A 21,736-nucleotide genomic window follows, 5' to 3' on the forward strand; every position below is an offset into this window, starting at 1 on the left:
TCAGTCCAGCGGTCCGCACTGGTCGATGCGGTAGAGCACCGACTCGCCGTCGGTCGCCACGGGGGTGAACAGCCCGGCCTCGACCGCGGCGTGCGGCCCGGGGAAGTGGTTGCCCGCCGGGTCTCCCCCGCCGAACTCGTGCGGGTTGTAGAGCACGTGCCGCACCCGCAACTCGTCGAGCGCGGCGCACACGGCGGGGTTGGTCTCGATCTCGGCCAGCCGCCACGCCAGCTCCTGGCGGGCGAGGTCCCACTGGCCGTTCACGTGCGGGAAGACCGGCTCACGCCCGGCGAACAGCTGGGTGAGGGCGCTGCCGTCCCACGGGTCGCCGAGCACCCGCTGATCGGCCGGCACCTCGGCGGCGACCACGTCGCGCTGGAACGCGATCTGCTGCGTCGAGACCACCTGCCACTGCGCGCCCGCGTCCGGCTGGTGGAACACCGAGGCGACCGACTCGGTCACGCCCGTCGCCGCGAGCGTCGTGGTCGAGGTCAGCGCGATCACGGCCGAGCCGGCGATCGCGATCGCCCCGACGGCGCGCGACGACCCGGCGCGCAGCGCCGCCCGGCCGCGCGCGGGCATCACGCGGCGTGCCACGGCGAGGATGCCCATGGTCGCCAGCGGCACGGCGAGCACCGGCAGGGCCGCCGCGAGCCGGAACCGGTCCTTGTACCAGACGCCCGTGGCGAGCTTGGTGACGACGTCGTCCGATCCGGCGGCGAGCACGTAGAGCACGGCGAGGAGCGCGTACGACACGACGATCCATCGCGCGGCGGGGCGCCGCAGCGCCACGACGATGCCGGCGATCACGGCGAGGGCCAGCAGCGGCGCGATGAGCGTGACCATGCCGTCGACGCCCGTCATGGCCCGCAGCATGACGACCTGCCAGATGCCGTCCCAGAGGGTCTGCACCGCCTGCGCCTGCGGGCCGCTGAGGCGGTTCTCGAGCGGCTCGTCGAACAGGCCGAGGCCCACCACGGCGTAGGCGAAGGCCGCGAGCGCGGCGAGCAGCAGGGCCGCGCTCCCGGCGCTGAGCCACACGACCGCGCGGCGCCGGGTCGCGCCGCCCTCGCGCCAGGCCGCCGCGAACGCGGAGCCGAGCCGCCACAGCACCAGGGGCACGACGATGACGAGCCACGTCGGCAGCACGCGCGGGTGCGCCAGCCCGATCGCACCCAGGGTCGCCACGTGCCCGGCGCCGGCGATCAGGCCGGCGCGCAGCCGCTCCCCCGCCGGCGCCGCCGTGACGGCGCGGACGCCCAGGACCGTCACCGCCACCGCGGCCGGCAGCAGCGCGTGGGCGAACCAGGTGGGATAGATCGTGCCCCAGGTCAGCAGTCCGTATGGGTACCAGCCGAGCGAGACGCCGAGCGGCATCGCGACGATCGGCGAGATCCAGCCGCGGGTGAGCACGCGCGTGAGCCACGCGATCCCGGGCAGCCACACCAGGCCGAGCACGGCGAGCCACACGGCGTTGAAGGCCACGGGCACGCTGGCGCCCGAGATCTGCGCCGTCATCGCCGCCAGCTCGTGCCACGCCGCCGGGTAGTAGTCGATGAGCCCGGCGCCGTCCGTCTCGATGAGCGAACGCAGCGTCAGCGGCGACGCGGAGAAGCCGTCGAGGATCGCCGCCGTGGCGGAGAGGTGGAAGACGTTGTCGTAGGTCTGCGAGATCCGATCGGGGTCCGGCACGCCCCAGAACGCGACGCACGCGGCCGCCGCGAGCGACAGCGCCCACGCGGCGACCATCGCCCACGCGCCCCGCCCGACCGGGTGGTCCAGGCGCGGCAGCCGGCGGCGCACGGCGAAGGCGACGCCGAGGGCCGCGAGCGCGACGGGCAGCACCTGCCAGGCGTGGAACGGCAGCCCGGCGGCGCCGAAGATCGCGGCGGCGACGCCGGTCACGCACACGCCGACCGGGCCGGCGACGGCGACGCGGCCGAGCAGGCCCAGCGGCAGCGGGGCCAGGGCGATGAGCCCGGGCCCCACGGCCAGGACCATCGCCGTCAGGATCGCGGGGACGGCGGCGACCCAGGTCATCGGTTCGTCACGCTGACGACGTCAGTCGTCGCTGCCGTCGAACTCGTTACGCCACATCGTCAGCGCCGAGCCGATCGCCATGTGCATGTCGAGGTACTGGTAGGTGCCCAGGCGGCCGCCGAAGTGGACGTCCGCCTCGCCCTTCTGCAGCTCTCGGTACGCCAGCAGGCCCTTGCGGTCCTCGTCGGTGTTGACCGGGTAGTACGGCTCGTCGTCGCGGGTGGCGAAGCGCGAGTACTCGCGCATGATGACGGTTTTGTCGTCCGGGTAGACGTCCTTGCGCTCCGGGTGGAAGTGCTTGAACTCGTGGATGCGGGTGTAGGGCACGTCCGCGTCGGGGTAGTTCATCACCGGGGTGCCCTGGAAGTCACCGACGTTCAGGACCTCCTCCTCGAAGTCCAGCGTGCGCCAGCTGAGCGCGCCCTCGCTGTAGTCGAAGTAGCGGTCCACCGGGCCGGTGTACACGATCGGGAGCTGTCCGACCGTGGCGGCCTTGTTCCACGGCTGCGACGCGTCGAAGAAGTCGACGTCGAGCTTCACCTCGATGTTCGGGTGATCAGCCATGCGCTCCAGCCACGCGGTGTACCCGTCGGTGGGCAGACCCTCGTAGGTGTCGTTGAAGTAGCGGTTGTCGTAGTTGTAGCGCACGGGCAGGCGGCTGACGATGTCGCCCGAGAGCTTCTCGGGCGAGGTTTGCCACTGCTTGGCCGTGTAGTGCGCGAAGAACGCCTCGAACAGCGGCCGGCCCACCAGCGCGATGCCCTTCTCGTAGAAGTTGCGGGCCGTCTTCACGTCGAACTCGCCGGCCTGCTCCCTCACCAGGGCGCGCGCCTCGTCGGGCGTGTACGCCGCCTGGAAGAACTGGTTGATCGTGTGCAGGTTCACCGGCAGCGCATACACCTGCCCCTTGTGCGTGGAGTACACCCGGTGCACGTAGTTGGTGAACGTCGTGAAGCGGTTGACGTACTCCCACACCCGCTCGTTCGAGGTGTGGAACAGGTGCGCGCCGTACCGGTGCACCTCGATGCCGGTGGTCGGCTCGGCCTCGCTGTAGGCGTTGCCGCCGATGTGGTGACGGCGCTCGATCACCGTGACCTTGCGGCCGGCCTGCGCGGCCCGCTCGGCGATGGTGAGGCCGAAGAATCCCGAGCCGACGACGAGAAGATCAGTCATTGGTCCATTCTCTCAGGCGTCGACGGAGACTCGTGAACACGCGGCGAGGGAAACGCAGGGAATCCGCGTGGCGGAGGAACTCCCCGAACCGCGGATAGGCGCCCGGCCCGGAGCTGCGCCACCAGCGCACCGGCCACGGGTGACGGTGGCGGATCGAGAAGCGCGCGGCGACGGCACGCGGCATCATCGGCAGCGGCTCGCTCAGCGTCTTGCGCGAATGGTTCTCGCCGGTGTCCACGTGGTAGACGGCCCCGTCGAAGGGCAGCTCCTCGAGCGGGTTGCCGTGGTCGGCGAGCCAGCGGTCCGAGCCGTTGTGCTTGCCCATAAGCCAGCGCAGGCGCTCGCCGAACGCCGCGATGAGCTCCTCCTGCGAGGCGTCCGTGCCGATGCCGTCGGGCACCTCATACATGCGCCAGGGCACGATGTAGCAGGTGCCGCACACACGATGGAGGTCGCGGATGGGCTTGGCCGCGCCGCGCGCGCCCGAGTACATCCACCCCTGCGAGACGAACCACCCGTTCGCCTCGCGGGGCTGCCGGGCCACCCACTCCGACAGGCCGCGGTGGACGAAGTCGTCGGCATCGAACATCATCACGAAATCGGGCGAGAACGCGCGGGCGGCCAGCAGCCCGACGGCGAGCTTCGTGCCCTTGTCGCGGATGACGACCTCCCACCGCTCCTCGCGCACGGTCGGTTCCGGCGGTGCGGGGAAGTCGACCTGGACGAAGTGCACGCGCGGCGGAAGGCGGAACGACGGCGCACGGCTGCCGACGACGATCACGACGAAGTCGCCGCCGGTCTGGCTCGTGACCGAGCGGAGACTGCGCTGCAGCAGCCGCTCGACCTCGCCGTAGTCCACGGCGTTGTCCGGGTGGCGCAGGGAGGTGATGAAGGCGATCATGCAGGATCCAGATCAGGCATCGAGCGGAGTGCGTCGCCGGTGTCGGCGGCGCCCGGCCACCCTACCGCTCCCCGTTCCGCGGGCGCCCCGTGATGAGACGGCGGAGCCGATCGGCCCCCTGCCGCAGGGCGCTCCCCTGCGGCGGCGCGTCGGGCTCGCGCTCGGGCTCCGGCTCCGGCTCGGGCTCCGCCACGCCGAGGCGCTCCAGGCCGCGTTCATACGGCTCTTCATCGCGCGCGATCGCGCGGGCGAGCGTCATGTCGTCCTCGACGACGAGGCGCCACACCGTCCGGTCTCGCTCCGAGGCGATGGCGTCGTCGCCGGCGAACGCCCGAATCGCGTGCCGCACACGAGCGTCGAGGTCCAGACGCGGGCCGCACCGCCGCAGGTACCAGTACAGGGCGCGCGCCGTCGTTCCGGCCGATGCGGGCCGCGTGGCGTGCTCGAGCACCGCGATGAGGTGCGGATCCTGATCCGCGATCACCTGGAGCGCGCGCGCCAGCGACGACGCCTCCTCCGGGGTCTCGTCGCGCCGGAGTGTCCGCGCGATGCCCTCGAGCACCGCCGACGATTCGCGCCGGTACTGCGCGAATCGGTCGGGGCCGTGGACCTCGACGCGAGCCGGGTCCCCGCCGGGGTCCGGCTCGGGCCAGAGGTCGCGCGGGAACGCGCCCAGAAGCGCGTCGCCGTCGAAGCTCGCGGGATCGACGGGACCCAGCTCGCGAGCCTCCTCGATGCTCCGGGCGAACCTCACGCCGCGACGGCCCGTGCCGGCGTAGTAGTCGACGTACTTGAACGGATGCTCGGTCGCGGGCAGCAGTGGTCGCGACGGCACGCCGAACGCGTCGGCGATGATGAGAGCGTGCAGGGAGCTGGCGATGACGAACGACGCGCCCGCGATGCGGCGCGCCACCTCGAGGGGATCGTCCAGCGGGTCGATCACGGTGCCCGTGTACGCGCCCCGTTCGTGGAGGTTCGGCACGATCACCTCGCCGCCCTCATGCGCTTCGTCGGCGATCTGCGGGAACAATCGCGGGAGCAGGAGCGCGGGATCGCCGTAGACCTCGGGCGTCTCGATGCCGTGACCGAGCAGCACCGCCCGCGAATACGGCCCGCGCACGGCGCGCACGTCGAGGCCGGACGTCACCCGCTGCCACACCTTGCCGTTGATGCCGGCGCCCCACACGACATCGCCGGGCTCGGCGAAGTGCAGCACGCTCCCCACGGAGATCAGTCGCGTCCCCGCACCGGTGCCGAGGGCCGGCTCGGACTCCGCGATCGCGCGGACCAGCATCGGCCCCAGCTCGTCGCCGAAGTTGCGCGCGCCGTCGTCGTCGGGATACCAGCGAGGAAGCCGCACCCCGGCGAACGTCTCGCCGTCAAACGCCATCGGCCGTTCCCCCAGGTCGAATCGCCGCGGCCGAGCGGACCGCGCACACAAGGATCATCTGCACCGTCCGGTCTCGGGCTCCGGGTCACCGTGCAGACGACGCCGCCGGTCGCGAGGAGGCTCCGCCGCCTGCCGGTGCGTCATGTCGACCATCATGGCAGAGCCGTCGACCCCGCATCCGCATCATCGGCCGCCGGTCGTGTCGGTCGCAGCCCGAGGGCCAGGAACACGACCCCGGCGGCGTAGATCACGCCCAGCAGATAGCGCCCGGACCCGTTGAGCGGAGCCAGCAGCGCGACGCCGATCTGCAGCGCGAGCAGCAGCGACCACGTCATCGCCCCGGGGCGCCGCAGCGATACGGCCACGGCGCACAGCAGCAGCGTGAGCACGGCCCACGCCGACGGCGAGATGAGGTACCGGGCCGGTGAGGCATAGGCCGCCGCGAGGCCCGCCTCGAGTGCGGAGCGGCCGCCCGGGTTCACGCCGCTGAGGTCGAGCGAGTACGACACCGTCCAGTCCCAGGTGCGCAGCGGCGGCCACGGATACGTATCGGCTGCGGGATCCAGATACTTGTCGGACTTGAGCAGGAACGCGTCGACGAACAGATCGGGTCGCTCCGCCGCCAGCTGCAGCCACACCCCGGTGAAGCCGTCCCAGTCCTGGGGCTGCACGGTGCGCCAGCGGTAGCTGCCGTTGTCCTCGAAGCCGCTGGATTTGACCGGGTCGGCGGTCTCGGGCACGTACGCGGCGACCATCGCGTCGAGGTCGAACACTCGCTCGATGACGGCGCGGCGCTCGGGGGTGAGCGCCGCGGGATCCTCGCGGGCGATCAGCGCCACCTGCTGCAGCTGCGTCACGCGCGCCTCGGTCGGGTCGTCCGGGATCACGACCCCGACGCCGATGAGGCCACGCAGCGCGACCTGCAGCACCGCGACCGGCACGAGCACGCCGAGCGCGACCGCGCGCCACCCCGCGCGGTGCAGCAGCAGCAGGAGCGCGCCCGCGAGCGCGACGTAGAGACCGAACTTCACGCTGAGGATCATCACCGTCGTCGCGACGAGCGTCTCGGCGACCCACCACCGCCGCCGGCTCAGCAGGGCACGGTCGATCACGAGGGCGAGCCACCACACGAAGGCCGCCGCGAACAGCGGGTTCTTCGACAGGTCCATCGACCACAGCGCGATCATCGCCCCGGCCGCGGTGAGCGCCAGCGCCGCGGCCTTCATCCCTGGCCGCGCCACGCCGCGGCCGACGAGCTGCAGCGCGCGACCGAGCGCGAAGAGCGTGAACAGGGCCTGCGTGCCGCTGAGCAGCACGATGCCCGGCACGTACGAGTGGAACAGCACGCCGCTCAGGGCCGCCACGCCCCCGTAGACCAGCGTGAGGAACGCGTTGTGCTGGTTGGACCACACGAGCTCGCCGTCGGGGATCAGCGAGTACGCGATCGGGTAGACGTCGAACGGGCGGGCCTCGCCCGGGGCGAACTCCGAGCGCGTCTTCGCGATCTCCGTCACCATCAGCGCGAAGTCCGGATTGACCGCTCCGGGCCACCGCAGCGCGAGCAGGGGGGCCCAGACCACGGCCAGCACCAGCGCGAGGCGCCACCAGCGCGCGTACACCCACGCCACGGCCGCGCCCAGCGTGCCGGGTGCTCCGCCGCTTCCGCTCGCAAGCGCCGCCCGCGCCACCCACCGCAGGGCGATGACGACGCCCGCGCAGACCGCGGCGGCGACGACGAAGACGAGGGCGGCCAGCGGCAGGTGCTCCGCGAGCTCGCGCGAGAACAGCAGGGGCTCCGCGTGCGTGGCCGCCTCGTGGGCGCGGCGCAGCCATCCCACCGCGGTGTAGGCCGCGATGACGCCGATCACGATGGCCGGCAGCAGCACCGCCGCCACGCGCCCCGTCGCGCGCCGCACCCGCTCCCGCCGCTCAGCCCGCACGATCGCTCAGGCGGGCGGGCGGTGGAGCAGGTAGTTGAGGCGGCTGGACTCCCGACGCGCCTTGAGCACGCCGTCGAGCACCAGCCCGACCGCCCAGGCCAGGGCCCCCATGACGCCCAGCGCCACGGCGAGGATCGCCGTCGGGAAGCGCGGCACGAGACCCGTCTGGAAGAACTCGACCACGACGGGGACGCCGATGATGAGCGCGATCAGCAGCAGCAGCGAGCCGAGGATGCCGTAGAAGAACAGCGGTCGCTCGTGGCGGATCAGCTGCGCGACGAGGTTCAGGATCCGGAACCCGTCGTGATACGTGCGGAGCTTGCTCTCGCTGCCCTCGGGGCGATCTTTGAATCCGACTGGCACCTCGGCCTGGGGCACGCGCAGGCTCATCACGTGCACGGTGAGCTCGGTCTCGATCTCGAACTCTCGCGATGCCGCCGGGAAGCTCTTGACGAAGCGTCGCGACATCACGCGGTAGCCGCTGAGCATGTCGCTCACGTCGTCGCCGAAGATGCCGCCCACCAGCCAGTTGAAGCCCTTGTTGCCGAGCTCGTGTCCCGAGCGGTAGGCGGACTGCACGCCCTCGGGCTGCGTGCGCACGCCGAGCACGTGGTCGTAGGGACCTTCGCGCAGCGTGCGGATCATCTCCGGCAGCGCCGCGGCGTCGTAGGTGTCGTCGCCGTCGATCATCACGTAGATGTCGGCCTCGATGTCGGCGAACGCGCGGCGCACGACGTTGCCCTTGCCCTTGCGCTCCTCGCGGCGGACGATCGCTCCCGCGGCGGCCGCGACCTCGGCGGTGCGGTCGGAGCTGTTGTTGTCGTAGACGTAGATCGTCATCTCCGGCACGGCCGCGCGGAGATCCGCGACGACCTTGCCGACGGCGACCTCCTCGTTGTAGCAGGGCACGATGGCAGCGATCACGGGAGGCGTCGACATGCGGCTGGTACGTTCCTTCGTCAACGTAGAATCGGGGAGCCCGGCCGCAGGACGCCTGCGGAGGCCGGGCCAGGCTAACACGGGCGACCCGCTCGGATCGGAAGGCTCGCACGCATGACCGCACCGGCCACCAAGCACGCGAAGCAGGCGGGATCCTTCCTCGTCATCGGCGGCGTCGCGTTCCTCGTCGACGCCCTCACCTACAACGCGCTCGTGTTCTGGGTGACCGGTCACGGCCCGATGTTCGCGCAGCCGATCTGGGCCAAGATCATCGCCATCGTGCTCGCCTCCGTGGTGACGTACGTCGGCAACCGGTACTGGACGTTCAGCGATCGGCACCTGCCGCACAAGTGGTCCCGCTACGTCGCGTTCGTCGCGTGCAACCTCATCGCGATCGGTCTGCAGCTCGGCTGCCTCGCGTTCTCGCGCTATGTGCTCGGCCTCGACAGCGTGCTGGCCGACAACATCTCCGGAACGTTCATCGGCCAGGCGCTCGCCACGGTGTTCCGCTACCTCACCTACGACCGATTCGTGTTCCGAGAGGACGCTCCCGCTCCGGCGCGCTGAGCGCGCTCACGACGGCGACGCCCACGGCCAGGGGCAGCGCCGCGTACAGCCCGAGCGAATAGCGCATGCCGCCCGACACGGGCCCGGCCAGAAGCGTCGCGAACAGCACCATCGCCGGGACGAAGACAGCCAGCGCCGACCAGCGGCGTGAGCGGATCACGAGCACCAGGGCGATCACCCACCCCCACGTGATGACGCCGGGCGACAGGACGAGCCCCAGTACGGGGATCGCGCGCAGGCCGTCGCCGAACAGCTCGTTGCGCTCGAGGAAGGCGCGCAGCCCGCCGTCGGCCGGGCCCGAGGGGATGTCGAGGTGCACGCCGCGCACATCGTTGTGCGACATGTAGATCAGGCCGTCGTACGACGGCGCTCCGGGCGCCCAGTACCCGACGGTTCCGGCGAGGGTCGCCTCGACGGCCGACAGCGGGTGCGCCGCGACGAGGTCGAGCCAGCCGCCGACGAACTCGAGCGTCGATCGCTCGCCCCAGTTCGCGTTCGCGTCGGCCTTCGCGGGGTCGGAGATGCCGGGCTCGTAGTGGGCCCCGATCGTCGTGGCGTCGTACTCGTCGAAGACCGAGTCGACGAAGTCCCACTGGGCGGGCGTGAGCTCGTCGTGATGGTCCGCCGCGATGCGCGCGACCTGCTGGATCGGCACCGACCACGACTCGGCCGGCGGGCCCGGCTCCGCCCCGAGCGCCGCGGTGAGCGGGCCGGCGTACAGCGCGTACGCCACGATCGAGACACCGAGGATGCCGAGCAGCCGCCGGGCGTGGCGGCGCAGCACCGTGGCGGCCAGAATCCCGAGACCGAGCACGACGACGTAGAGGCCGTTGTTGCGCAGCACGAGCAGGGCGAGGGATGCCCCCAGCAGCGTCCACCAGGGCCACCGGGGCGCGGCGGCGTCGTGCCGGCGCCGCGCGATCTCCCCGAGGCACGTGAGGAACACCACGAGCGCCGAGGTGAACGGCACGTCCTTGACGATCGTCACCGATGCCAGGCCCAGTGTCGGCACAAGGGCGACCCAGGCGAGCGAGGCGATCCACACCGCAGCGGGCAGGCCCCACGCGGCCAGGCGCGCGAGGAGGAACGCGAACGCCGCCGATGTCGTGAGCACCTGCAGGATCGCACCGAGGGCGACGCCGCCCGCATCGCCCCAGCCGAGCGCCGCGCCGATCGCCTGCATCGCGGCGACCAGCAGGGAATGCCCCACGGGCTCGTACTGCTCCCACTCCCCCACGCCGCGCGCGTACGAGTAGGAGCGGAACGTGTCGAACGGCACGATGCCCGGCCACCACAGGATCAGGTACGGCAGGCGGAAGACGAGGATGACGCCGAGCAGCGCGGCGAACGAACGCCAGCCGCCGCGGCGGACGGCCTCGAGCAGCGATGCGGCGCGCCCGGCGGCCGGTCGCCGCTCGCGGTAGCGACCCAGGAGCACCAGCACCAGGGCGAACCCGATCGCGAAGGCCGAGAAGGTCCCGGCGACCCGGAACAGCACCCAGGCGGCCACCGCCGGCTCCGACCGCAGCAGCAGATCGAGGCCCGCGTCCGATCGTCCGAGCGAGACCCCGAGGATGTCGGCGAGGGCGAACACCGCGCTCACCGGCAGCACCCACGCGGCCGTTCCGGCAGGGACACGGCGACGGACCCAGAGGCCGGCGACGAGCGTCGCGACGAACACGAAGGCCACCACGGCGCTGTTGCCGTCCAGGACGTCCAGCAGATTGCCCGGTTGCGTGCCGGAGGCGACGGTCACGGCGACCGCCAGCGCCGCCACCACCACGAGGACGTCGAACAGGGGGGTCATCGCCCGGCGGCGGGGCGGAGTCTCTGTCACCGCCCTATTCTCGCGCAGAGTCTGAGCCCGCCCTGACGGCGGCGCACGGGGCGCGTGTGAGGATTGTCGGGTGAGCGCAGCACCCCGTCCCGAACCCGATTCCCGCGGATCCGGCGTCCGCACGGACATCCAGGCCCTGCGCGCCTTCGCGGTCATGGCGGTCGTCGGCTTCCACATCTGGCCCCTCGCGCTGCCGGGCGGCTACATCGGCGTCGACGTCTTCTTCGTCATCTCGGGCTTCCTCATCACCGGCCAGCTGGTCCGCGGGCGCGAGGCGGGCACGCTCAAGCTCTCGCGCTTCTGGGCGGCCCGGGCACGGCGACTGCTGCCCGCCAGCCTGCTCGTGCTGCTGGCGAGCGTCGTGCTCACGCTCATCTGGGCCCCGCCGACCGTGGCGGGCCAGTACCTCCGCTCCATCATCGGCAGCGCCCTCTACGTGGAGAACTGGCTGCTGGCTGCGGACGGCGTCGACTACCTCGCCCACGACAACCAGCCGCCGATCGCGCAGCACTACTGGTCTCTCTCGGCCGAGGAGCAGTTCTACGTGCTCTGGCCGCTGCTCGTCATCGCCGTCACGGTGGGCGTCAGCCGGTCGCTCGCCGCGAAGCGCCGCGCCCTGCTGACCGCGGTGGTCGCGATCGCCGTCGTCAGCTTCGCCGTGAGCGTCTGGCTCACCGGCGCCAGCTATCCGTTCGGCTACTTCTCGACGGTGAGCCGCGTGTGGGAGTTCGCGCTCGGCGCGATCGTCGCGCTGGCGCCGGCGCTCCGGCTTCCCCGCTGGGCGCACCTGCTGGCCTGGTTCGCGTCACTGGCCCTGCTGATCGCCACGGCCTTCGCGTTCGACGCGACGACGCGCTTCCCGGGCCCGGCGGCGCTGCTGCCGACCGCCGCGACGGCGCTGCTCATCGCGCTCGGCCCGACGGCCCCGTCGCGGGTTCTCGAGCGCGCCGTCGCTCTGCGCCCCGTGCAGTGGCTGGGCGACCAGTCGTACGGCATCTACCTCTGGCACTGGCCGCTGATCGTGATCGCCCCCGCCGTGCTGGGTCACGCCCCCGACCTGCCGCACAACCTCGTGATCCTGATGCTGACGATCGTGCTCGCGGCGGTCGTGAAGCGGTTCGTCGAGGATCCGATCCGGTTCGGCGCCCGCACCCGGACCGCGGCGCCCGCGCGCATCGGCCTCGCCACCGTCGCCGCCATGGTGCTCGTGGTCGCCTCGGCCGGCGTCCCGATGTGGCAGAACGCCCGGGCGGCCGCGGAGCAGCAGGCCGCGGTGGCCGACGAGCTCGCCGACCCCGCCGACTGCCGCGGCGCCCACCTGCTGCTGGCCTCGGGCTGCGAGGGACACGCCGGCACGACATACCCCGCCTCCGCGATGGTGCCGACGCTCGCGGGCCTGATGGATGACACGGGCGGCGCGTACGGCTGCTACGACTACGAGGTCACCACGGCGACGGAGCCGACCAGCTGCACCTTCGGCTCGACGTCGCCGGATGCCCTCCGGATCGCGATCAACGGCGACTCCCACGGCGCGATGCTGGTGCCGGGGCTGCGGGAGGTCGCCGAGGACCGGGGCTGGAGCATCGACACCTACGTGGGGCGCGGGTGCGTCTGGCGGGTGCCGGGCGCCGAGGACTGCGCCACGCGCTACGCGACCCTCGACGAGCACATCCTCCAGGGCGATTACGACGTGCTGCTCGTGACGGCCCTCAACACGCAGGACGTCGACGACGCGGCACGCGAGGTCATCGCCCAGGAGTACGCCGCCGCCTGGCGGGCGGCGGAGCAGGCGGGCATCCAGGTGGTGGTGCTCGCCGACAACCCCAACGTTCCGCAGTCCGCGCAGGACTGCGTGGCGGCCTCGACGGAGTTCGACCTCCGCACGTGCGCCTTCCCCGAGGCCGACGCGCATCTCGACACCGACCCGCTGCGGGCGGCGGCCGAGCTGGCGGACGTGCCGCTGATCGACCTGAGCGACGCGTACTGCGTCGACGGCGCGTGCCCGATGGCGCTCGGCGGTGTGATCGTCTATCGCGACACCCACCACATCACCGCGACCTTCAGCCGGACGCTCGCCCCCTATCTGGCCGACGAGCTCGAGCGCGCCGTCGGGCAGCGCTGACCGTCAACGGGCTCCGGATTAGAATCGGTTGCGATGCGCCAAGGCTCGAACGTCCTCGTCTTCCCCGCCTGGCGGGAGAACCCCTATCTCAACCTCCTCGCGCTCGCCGCGAGATCGCAGGGGTGGCGGTTCCTCGGGGCCACGACCTATGACAGCCTGCGGCGCCAACTGCGACGGCTCCAGCGGAACGACGTGCTGCACCTGCACTGGACCCAGCCGCTGCTCCAGACGGCCGACTCCGCCCGGGAGGCGCGGGAGCGGCTCGACGCGCTGCGCGGCGACCTGGCGGCGCTGAGCGGACGCGGCATCTCGGTGATCTGGACGATCCACAACCGCCTTCCCCACGAGCTGGCCTACCGCGACGCCGAGGTCGCCCTCTACCGCGACCTCGCGCGCATCGCCGACGTGGTGCACGTGATGGCACCCGCGACCGCCGAGGTCGTCGCGGATGTCGTGGCGCTCGATCCGGGCAAGGTGCGGATCATCCCCCATCCCAGCTACGAAGGCATCTACGACACCGCCGTCGACCGCGCGCAGGCACGCGCGTCGTTCGAGCTGGGCGATGCCGACCGTGCCGTGCTGTTCCTCGGCCAGATCCGCCCCTACAAGGGCGTGGACGCACTGATCACCGCGGCGCACGCCGCCGCCCTGCCGGACCGCGAGATCGTGCTGATGCTGGCCGGCGCCGTCAAGGAGATGCCGCTGGACGACTTCCTCGCCAGCATCCCCGACGACCTGCGCACGATCACCCAGCTGTCGTTCGTGGCCGACGGCGATCTCGGGCGCTGGTTCCGCGCGGCCGATGTCGCCGTGTTCCCGTACAAGGCGATCCTCAACTCCGGCAGCCTCCACCTGGCCGCGAGCTTCCAGACGCCCGTGGTGCTGCCCGACGAGGCGCACCTGCGGTCCCAGTTCGGAGGGCAGCGATGGGTCGCCTTCTTCGATCCGGCACGTCCCGCCGAGTCGATCGCCGAGCTGCTGGGCGACCCGGGGCTGTTCGCCGAGGTGACCGCGGACGACTTCGCCGCCTTCACCGACCCGATCTCGCCCTGGGCGGTCTCTCGTCAGTACCGATCGCTGCTGGACGAGCTCTCGTCACGCCCCGCGACGGCCTGAGCTCACGCCCCGCGACGGGCTGAGCCGAGCAGCGACCGCGCCTTCCCCACGACGGTCACGAGCGCGCGACGCCCGGCGCGCAGGATCCAGTGGCGCCGGCGACGGATCATCACGACGGGCCCGAACGGGTCGTAGAGGAACGGATCCATCTTGTCGTACTCGGGCAGCGCCGCCTCGCTGCGGACCGAGACGACCACACCGGCCGGTACCCGCATCGCCGGCGTGAGCGGTCGGTGCAGCGGAAGACTGCGCACCGGGAAGCCCGCGGTCCACTCCCAGTCCCCCTCGGCCCGGCGGCGCCAGCTCACCCGCGCGGGCTCGATCGGGGGGTTGCCCTCGAACTCGCCGTCGTACAGCACCGGGTGGGCATCGTCGGCGCCGAGTCTGCTGGTACCCACGAGCGTGAGCCCGCCGACGCCGCCATCGACCTCGCGCACGGTGGCGGCGACGGCATCGCGCGAGCCGAGCGCCCGCTCGACCGCGCCCGCGGGCGCGGAGGCCTCGGGGACGAGCATCAGCTCGCGATCGCCGAAGAGCCGGCGGATGGCGTCGGCCAGCTCCTGCCACTCCGCGGCGGCCTCCGCGGCGCGCGGCGCGGTGAGGGCGGAGGCCAGCGGCAGCACGAGCGCCTCGTGGTCGCCGGAGCGCCAGAGGTCGTGCGCGCTGATGCGCTCGAGCGCCGTCGCCCATGCGCGCAGCCGGATCCGGGGGTGCTCCCCGTCGATCGCCTCCGGCTCCGCGAACACCCGCGCGGCCTCGAACTCGCGGTTGGCCGCGAGCTGCAGCGTCAGGCGCTTGAAGCTGTGCACGTAGCGCGGGGGGCGTGGCGTGAGGGCGAGCAGCCGGCGCAGCGCCTCGGCCACATCCGCGTCGTGCGCGGCGGGCGCTTCCCACCGCGAGAGGTACTTCGCGATGTGAACGAAGCCGTCGCGGTCGTACACGAGGCCCGCGTAGACGCGAGAGAGCTGCTCGTCGCCCGCGGCCGCGACGAGCTCGCCGCACCGACGCTCCTGCTCGAGGTAGCTCAGGATGGACGTCGAGGAGTCGGCGCGGGCGGTCATCGAACTGCCGCCCGGGCGCTCGCGGTAGAGGTAGACGACGTCCGGCACGATGTCGACGCTGCGCGCGGCGAGGTAGGCGCGGACCATCGGGACGATGTCGTTGGAGCGGGGCACGTCGGGGAACGCGAGGTCGTTGTCCACCCACCAGTCACGACGGAAGGCCTTGTTCCAGCAGGGCCGGCTGTAGAGCAGCGTCGGCTCATCGGCGAATGCGATGCCGCGGCGCGGACGTCCGAACGCCGCCATGCTGTCGGTCGGTCGCCACGTGTCGACCGGGCGGAACTTGAGGTAGTCGCCGAACGCGATGTCGGATCCCGACTCCCGCAGGCTGCCGACCAGGGCGGTGTACGCACCGTCGGGAACGATGTCGTCGCCGTCGCTGAAGACCAGGAACTCGCCGCGCGCGGCCGCGACCCCCTCGTTGCGGGCCGATCCGCCGCCGCGGCTGCTCGCCTCGATCAGGCGCACACGCGCATCGTCCGCCGCGATCGCGCGCACCACCTCGCGCGTCGCATCGGTCGAGTGGTCGTCGACCACGATGACCTCGAGCTCCGTCAGATCCTGCGACAGCACGGAGCGCAGCGTCTCGCGGACCCACGGCCCCACGTTGTGCGTCGGCATGACGACCGAGAGGAGCGGGGTACGTGCGGGCGCGGCGGTGGACAGCATCCCGTCCATGCTAATCGAGGGGGTCTGCGGGCCCGCCTCAGGGCACGGTCATCCAGCGACAGCCGAGCGTCTTCGTCTTGCCCGCCCCGACGTTGTTGACCACGAGGCAGACGTGATGCGTGCCGCGCGGCAGCTGCACCGTCTGATAGAACGCGTGGTTTCCTCCGTACAACGGGAAGCGCTGCGCGAGGTCGTCGCGGTGTGCGGTGGCCTCGAAGTACCCCACGGCCTTGTCGCCGGCCTTCACGCGGATGGTGGCGGGGCCGGTGGTGTCGGGGTCGTACGCCCACCCGTTCACCTTGATGCCGCCGGCCACGTTCTGCCACGAGTTGATGTAGCCGACCGGGGTGCCTCCGAGCGGGGTGATCGTGCGGCAGCCGAGGGTCTTGGTCTTCCCGGCGCCGACGTTGTTGGAGACCACGCAGACCTCCTGCGTGCCGGCCGGGAGGGGCACCTCGACGTAGAACGCGTGGTTCGCGCCGTACGCGGGGTAGCGCTGCCCGATGTCGTTGCGGTAGGCGTTGGCGTCGAAGCGCGTGACGACGTTGCCGTTGGACTTCACGCGGACCGTGACCGCCGCGCTGGTGTCGGGGTCGATCGTCCAGCCGGTGAGCTTGACGCCGCCGGGGATGGGGATCCAGTTGTTGATGTAGCCGATCGGTGTGCCCGACTGGGCGTCGACCTGCTGGCAGCCGAGGGTCTTGTTGCTGCCGCCGCCGAGGTTGTTCGCCGCGACGCAGACCTCCTGGAGACCGGGAGGCAGCTGCACGTCGACCGAGAAGCCGTCCGGGGCCGTGTGCGACGGGTACTGCGCCGCGATGTCGCTGCGGGCGATCGTCGTCACCGCGCGTGCGACCACCGTGGCACCGGACTTGATACGCAGGGTCACCGCGGTGTTGCTGTCGACATCCAGCGCCCAGCCCTGGATGCGGACGCCGCCGGGGATCAGGGTGATCGAGTCCACCGCGCCGACGGGGCTCGAGCCGCTCGGCACCTGCGTGGAGCCGAACCAGTCGGTGAAGTAATTGTAGAAGTTGCGGTTGCCGTAGGCGGAGCAGCTGTCACCCGTGCCGTACCCGGCGCGCAGGGCGGCCGCATTCGGCTGATACGGCGTGTAGTAGTACAGAGCCGCGGTGGCCTTGTTCTCGATGAGCACGGGCCCCGAGCCGCACGAGGCGTTCGGGTGCCAGCGCACGTTCGAGGTCTTCCCCACCGGGTACCAGTTGAACCACGAGTCGAGGGTGTAGCGCTTCAGCTGCGACGCGGCCATGTAGATCTGGTTCTGGAAGCCGTAGTACGTGGCGTCGCACGCGGCGTTGTCCGGGCAGGCATAGCCCATGGCGATCGTGTAGCGCCAGTCGCTCGGCCACACGTGCGTGACCAGGCCCTGCTCCTTCTGCAGCATGACGAGCAGCACCTGCTCGTTCACGCCGCAGGCGCGGGCGGCCTTGGAGATGATCGTCGCGGCCGACTCAGCCTGAGCCCCCTGGTACGTGCCGGGGCACCAGCGCGACGCGGCCTTCGTGGCCGTGTTCTGCTTGTAGTCCTTCAGGCAGACGTAGCCCGACTGGCACTTCGGGACCTTGCCGTTGAGGAACGACTGGATCTGCGCGGCCGACATCGTGCCCGACGCGAACATCTTCGCGTCGCTGATGATGTTGCCCGCCTTGAAGCCGACGAGGGACTTCGTCTGGAAGCCCTCGGGCCCCGCGTAGCCACCCGGCTGCGCCTCGTCCTCGGTGGTGTCGCCGCCGTAGCTGGCCGGGTCGGAGGGGTCCGGCACGGCCGTGGCGTCTTCCGGCGCGGCGCTCTGCTGTGGCGCGGGCACGGCCGTCTGGCTCGGCGTCGGCACGGGCGTCGTGCTCGCGGTGGGTGCCGGCTCCGGGCTCGGGGCCGTCGAGGTCGTGGGGCTCGGCGACGGAGTCGTCGTCGTCTCCTCGGGCACCGCCGTGAAGCCCGGCTCGGGCGTCGGCGTGGGGGCGGTCTCGCCCCACGCCGTGGCGGGGATCAACGCTCCGACGAGCCCGACGAGCGCTGCGACAGCCAGCGTGAGTCCCCTCGAACGCGCGAAACGATCAGGTTCGTTCGTGCGGCGCATGATACCTAGTGTGACAGAAGTGAAGTGCCGCGCCCAGCGATATGCACGGACGAGGCTGCGGGTCGTGCCCACTCCATCACGAGGTGCGCGTCGCGAGCCGGCGGCGCGCGGAGAATAAGGTGGAGGGATGAACGCTCCCCTGGTCGCGGTCGTGGTCCGGACGAAGGACCGCCCCGGTTTCCTGGCCCGCGCGCTCGCCAGCATCACCGCGCAGACGCTCGCCGACTGGGAGTGCATCGTGGTCAACGACGGCGGCGACGCGGCGGCCGTCGATGCGCTCATCGCGGGGCTGCCCGACGAGCACCGCACACGCGTGCGGGCGCGGCATCACGAGTCGCCGCGCGGTCGCTGGGTGAGCGCGAACGCCGGGGTCCTCGCCACGAGCGCCCCTCTGCTCGTGCTCCACGACGACGACGACACCTGGCACCCGGAGTTCCTGGAGCGCGCCGTGGCCTACCTGTCCGCGCACCCCGACCGCGGCGGCGTCGTCTCGCGCATCGAGATCCTCTGGGAGACCAAGCAGGGCGACGCGTACGTCACCACGGCCCGCGAGATGTTCCAGCCCCAGCTCGCGGCGCCGACGCTGGGCGACACGATGCTCTTCAACCGCTACGTGCCGATCGGGTTCGTGTACCGCCGCGAGCTCCACGAAGAGCTCGGCCTCTACGACGAGCGGCTGCCGGTGGTCGGCGACTGGAACTTCAACCTCAAGGTGCTCGCCCGCGGTCCCCTCGAGTACCTCGGCGACGAGCCGTATGCCTACTGGCACCAGCGGACGGGCGATGCGGGCTCCGCCGGCAACAGCGTCATCGAGTCGCGCGGCGACCACGCCAAGTACGACGCACTGCTGCGCGATGAGGCCCTGCGAGCCTACGTGCAGGAGCACGGCCCCGGCCTGGCGCTGTACCTCACCAAGTTCATCGACCAGCGCTTCGTCGACGTCGAGAACGGGATCCGCGCCGAGATCCGCGCCGGCAGCATCGCGCGACGCGGCTACGACAGGGTGCGCCGGATCATCCGCGGAGCGCGCTCTCGCTGACCGCGGTCAGTGCTCGGTCGAGCGGATGACCTCCACGGCCTCCTCGATCGGGCCATCGAAGAGCACCCTGTGCTCGTGGATGACGATCCCCCGGCGGCACAGGCGCTGCACCGTCGACATGTCGTGGCTCACCACGAGCATCGTGACGCCGCGTTCCACGAGCTCCTCGATCTTGGCGTAGCACTTCTCGCGGAACGGGGCATCGCCCACGGAGAGGACCTCGTCGACGAGCAGCACGTCGAGGTCGACGTGGATCGCGACCGCGAACGCGAGGCGCATGAACATGCCCGAGGAGTAGTGCTTCACCTCGGTGTCGATGAAGTCGCCGATCTCGCTGAAGGCGACGATGTCGTCGAACCTCGCCTCGATCTCCTCGCGCTTCATACCGAGGATGGCGGCGTTGAGGTACACGTTCTCTCGGCCCGAGAGATCGGGGTGGAAGCCCGCACCCACCTCGATGAGTCCCGCGACGCGGCCGCGCGTGAAGACCCGCCCCTTGTCCGGCTCGAGCACGCCCGACACCAGCTTGAGGGTCGTGGACTTGCCGGACCCGTTGAAGCCGAGCACCGCGACCGACTCGCCCTCGCCGATCTGGAAGCTGACGTCATCGAGCGCCGTGAAGATGTCGCTGCGCACCTTCTTGCGCTGGATCCAGCTGATGAACGCCTCCTTGAAGGAGTGCGTGTTGCGCTTGAGGAACATCTTCGACACGTGGTCGACGATGATGGACGGCTTGGTGGCCGACGTGACGGTGAGGGTGTTCGACATCACAGGTCCTGGGCGAACGAGCGCTCGAAGCGACGGAAGGTGAGCTGTCCGATGATCAGCACGAGCGCACAGATCACGAGCGCCGCCGTGAGGTAGAGGCTGAAGTGGGGAGGGAAGCCGTGCGGTTGCAGCTCCGCGTCCGGGGAGACGGTCGGCTCCCAGAAGGACCAGTGGAACAGCTCGACGGCGACGGTGACGGGGTTGGACATGTACAGGTGCAGGATCCAACCGCTCGCCTTCTCCTGCACCAGGGTCCACGCGTAGAGCACGGGCGAGGCCCAGGTGGAGACCATGCGGATGATCTCCACGAAGTTCTGAGCGTCGCGGTAACGCACGTTGATGCCGGCGAAGAAGATGCCGAGACCGAGCGCGAGCGCCGCAACGAGCAGGATCCCCAGCAGCATCGCACCGATTCCCGCGAACGACGGAACCCAGCCGTAGAGCAGGCTCACCACGAGCAGGATCGCCAGCTGCGGAAGGAAGTGCACGAACGCGACGATGATCGCCGAGATCGGGAACAGCTCGCGCGGCAGGTAGATCTTCTTGACGAGCGCTCGATTGTCGACGATCGCGGTCGTCGCATTCCCGAACGCCTCGTTGAAGAAGTTCACCGCCACGAGTCCCGCGAACAGGTAGATCGGGAAGTTGGCGATTCCCCTGTTGCCGTTGAAGATGTACCCCACCACGAGGAAGTACATGAGGAACTGGATGCCGGGCTTCACGTACGACCAGGTCCAGCCGAGCACGGAGTTGCGGTAGCGCGTCGCGGTTCCCTTGCGCACGAGCAGGCGGAGCAGGTACCGCCACCGGATGACGTCGAGGATCCCGCGGCCGCGACCGGGTACGTCGAACTCGCTCAGATCAACGGATGTCACTCGGATGCGCCCCACAAGGTTCGGGAATAGGCCACGGACGATGCTAGCGCCACGAAACTGGATGCCACCCGGCGGCTCACAGGTCGGCGTGGAGTTGCCACACCTTCTCGGCCGATCCGCGCCAGGTGAAGGCGCGGGCCCGGTCGCATCCGAGCACCGACAGCCGGTCGGCGTCCTCCAGCGCGGAGCGCAGCGCGTCGCCCAGATCGGCGGCGGGCACGATCAGGCCGCCGTCGTAGACGACCTCGTGATGCACGCGCGAGTCGACCGCGACGAGCGGCACGCCCAGGGCCATGGCCTCGGTCGCGCGCCACGGCCAGGCGCTGCGGGCGCTCGGGGCGAGGAAGGCGCGGGCGCCGCCGAGGAGGGCCGCGCGGTCGCCGGCGTCGAGGGCGCCGCGCACGTGCACGCGCCGCTCGGGCAGTCCCGCGGACGACGCGACGTCGGCGATGGCCGGCTCCGATCCCTCGGCCGCGCCGATCACCACGGCGTCGAGCTCGGTGGCCGAGACCGCGCGGAGGGCGGCGGCGAGGCCGTCCGAGTCGGCCGGCGCACCGGCCACGGCGACGTACTCCCCCGGCAGCCCGAGGTCGCGGCGGCGCGCCTCGGCGTCCGAGGGGATCGAGAAGCCCTCCGGCACGGCGCCGGAGATCACGCGCACCCGCTCGTCGAGGTCGACGCGCTCGGCCAGCTGATCGGCGATCGCGTGCGTCGGCACGACCACCGCGTCGGCGTGGCGCATCGCGCGGCGCAGCATCGCCTTGTGCCAGCCGGCCTCGGCGCGCGGCATCTCGCCGGGCGCCTCCCAGGCCAGCAGGTCCCACAGCGTCACGACGGTCTGGTCGCCCTCGTTGACGCGGTCGTGGCGCACCAGCGGCGCCAGCAGCGTGGGCGAGTGGATCATGCCGCCGCCCACGCCCGGCGCGATGCCGAGCTGCCACGACGCCGCGATCTGGCCGCGCGAGCCGCGCAGTCGCTTCTCGCCCGCCAGGCCGGGGACCTCGAGCGGTGCGCCGGCGGGCGCGATCGCCTCCACCCGGCATCCGAGCGGCGCCGAGGCGACGAGGGCGTGGGCGAGATCGCGCGAGGCCGCCCGGAGGTCGCCGTGCGTCGGCGCGACGAGCTGATCGAGGACGACGCGAAGACTCACCGACATATCACGAGCGTACCCACGGCGACCTGATCGGAACCGTCGAGCGTC

Annotated in this window: 16 protein-coding genes; 4 read left to right on the forward strand and 12 right to left on the reverse strand. The window is 71.4% G+C overall.

Annotation, left to right across the window (positions count from 1 at the left end; translation table 11 throughout):
• The 6 genes from E3O41_RS09775 to E3O41_RS09800 form a co-directional block, all read right to left on the reverse strand.
• Window positions 1-2,040: a DUF6541 family protein gene (locus tag E3O41_RS09775; RefSeq protein ID WP_067026244.1), complete on the reverse strand. Its 2,040-nt coding sequence runs from the start codon at window positions 2,038-2,040 to the stop codon at window positions 1-3.
• A gap of 21 nt (window positions 2,041-2,061) precedes the next feature.
• Entirely contained in the window at window positions 2,062-3,213 is a 1,152-nt protein-coding gene (gene glf, locus E3O41_RS09780; protein ID WP_067026246.1) for a UDP-galactopyranose mutase, read from the reverse strand.
• Complete coding sequence (locus E3O41_RS09785; protein ID WP_067026248.1) at window positions 3,206-4,114, reverse strand: glycosyltransferase family A protein; 909 nt, start codon at window positions 4,112-4,114, stop codon at window positions 3,206-3,208. The genes glf and E3O41_RS09785 overlap by 8 nt, the downstream gene beginning before the upstream one ends.
• A 61-nt stretch (window positions 4,115-4,175) precedes the next feature.
• A complete protein-coding gene (locus E3O41_RS09790) occupies window positions 4,176-5,504 on the reverse strand; it encodes a polysaccharide pyruvyl transferase family protein (protein WP_067026249.1) in 1,329 nt (442 codons plus the stop codon).
• Between the two features lie 152 nt (window positions 5,505-5,656).
• Window positions 5,657-7,420, reverse strand: coding sequence for a DUF6020 family protein (locus tag E3O41_RS09795; RefSeq protein ID WP_135012305.1), 1,764 nt, complete (start codon window positions 7,418-7,420; stop codon window positions 5,657-5,659).
• Between the two features lie 30 nt (window positions 7,421-7,450).
• Window positions 7,451-8,383 (reverse strand): glycosyltransferase, encoded by a 933-nt coding sequence (locus E3O41_RS09800; RefSeq protein WP_067026254.1) that lies wholly within the window; start codon window positions 8,381-8,383, stop codon window positions 7,451-7,453.
• A 114-nt stretch (window positions 8,384-8,497) separates the two neighbouring features.
• On the opposite strand from E3O41_RS09800, the gene E3O41_RS09805 reads away from it, so the two are divergent.
• A complete protein-coding gene (locus E3O41_RS09805) occupies window positions 8,498-8,950 on the forward strand; it encodes a GtrA family protein (protein WP_067026256.1) in 453 nt (150 codons plus the stop codon).
• Here the strand turns inward: E3O41_RS09805 and E3O41_RS09810 are convergent.
• Window positions 8,898-10,787 carry a DUF6020 family protein gene (locus E3O41_RS09810; RefSeq protein ID WP_135012307.1) on the reverse strand — a complete coding sequence of 630 codons (1,890 nt, stop codon included), beginning with the start codon at window positions 10,785-10,787 and terminating at the stop codon, window positions 8,898-8,900. The genes E3O41_RS09805 and E3O41_RS09810 overlap by 53 nt on opposite strands.
• Window positions 10,788-10,857: 70 nt before the next feature.
• On the opposite strand from E3O41_RS09810, the gene E3O41_RS09815 reads away from it, so the two are divergent.
• Together E3O41_RS09815 and E3O41_RS09820 are read left to right on the forward strand one after the other, a co-directional pair.
• Entirely contained in the window at window positions 10,858-12,909 is a 2,052-nt protein-coding gene (locus E3O41_RS09815) for an acyltransferase family protein (protein ID WP_067026260.1), read from the forward strand.
• 33 nt (window positions 12,910-12,942) lie between these two features.
• Window positions 12,943-14,025 carry a glycosyltransferase gene (locus tag E3O41_RS09820; RefSeq protein WP_067026262.1) on the forward strand — a complete coding sequence of 361 codons (1,083 nt, stop codon included), beginning with the start codon at window positions 12,943-12,945 and terminating at the stop codon, window positions 14,023-14,025.
• A 2-nt stretch (window positions 14,026-14,027) separates the two neighbouring features.
• Here the strand turns inward: E3O41_RS09820 and E3O41_RS09825 are convergent, their stop codons facing one another.
• Window positions 14,028-15,755, reverse strand: coding sequence for a glycosyltransferase family 2 protein (locus E3O41_RS09825; RefSeq protein ID WP_162303967.1), 1,728 nt, complete (start codon window positions 15,753-15,755; stop codon window positions 14,028-14,030).
• A gap of 37 nt (window positions 15,756-15,792) precedes the next feature.
• The gene (locus E3O41_RS09830; RefSeq protein WP_135012313.1) at window positions 15,793-17,853 is read right to left on the reverse strand and encodes a hypothetical protein; all 2,061 of its coding nucleotides are present in this window, start codon (window positions 17,851-17,853) and stop codon (window positions 15,793-15,795) included.
• 127 nt (window positions 17,854-17,980) lie between these two features.
• On the opposite strand from E3O41_RS09830, the gene E3O41_RS09835 reads away from it, so the two are divergent.
• Window positions 17,981-18,892 carry a glycosyltransferase family 2 protein gene (locus tag E3O41_RS09835; protein ID WP_067026268.1) on the forward strand — a complete coding sequence of 304 codons (912 nt, stop codon included), beginning with the start codon at window positions 17,981-17,983 and terminating at the stop codon, window positions 18,890-18,892.
• A 6-nt stretch (window positions 18,893-18,898) separates the two neighbouring features.
• Here the strand turns inward: E3O41_RS09835 and E3O41_RS09840 are convergent, their stop codons facing one another.
• The 3 genes from E3O41_RS09840 to E3O41_RS09850 all read right to left on the reverse strand — a co-directional run bounded on the left by E3O41_RS09840 (window position 18,899) and on the right by E3O41_RS09850 (window position 21,691).
• Window positions 18,899-19,660, reverse strand: a complete 762-nt coding sequence (locus E3O41_RS09840; protein WP_067026270.1) for an ABC transporter ATP-binding protein — start codon at window positions 19,658-19,660, stop codon at window positions 18,899-18,901.
• Window positions 19,660-20,541, reverse strand: a complete 882-nt coding sequence (locus E3O41_RS09845; protein ID WP_099566300.1) for an ABC transporter permease — start codon at window positions 20,539-20,541, stop codon at window positions 19,660-19,662. The genes E3O41_RS09840 and E3O41_RS09845 overlap by 1 nt, the downstream gene beginning before the upstream one ends.
• 70 nt (window positions 20,542-20,611) lie before the next feature.
• Entirely contained in the window at window positions 20,612-21,691 is a 1,080-nt protein-coding gene (locus E3O41_RS09850) for a glycosyltransferase (protein ID WP_067026272.1), read from the reverse strand.
• Window positions 21,692-21,736: the final 45 nt, after the last annotated feature.

The sequence above is a fragment of the Microbacterium sediminis genome (genome assembly GCF_004564075.1).
Classification (GTDB): domain Bacteria; phylum Actinomycetota; class Actinomycetes; order Actinomycetales; family Microbacteriaceae; genus Microbacterium; species Microbacterium sediminis.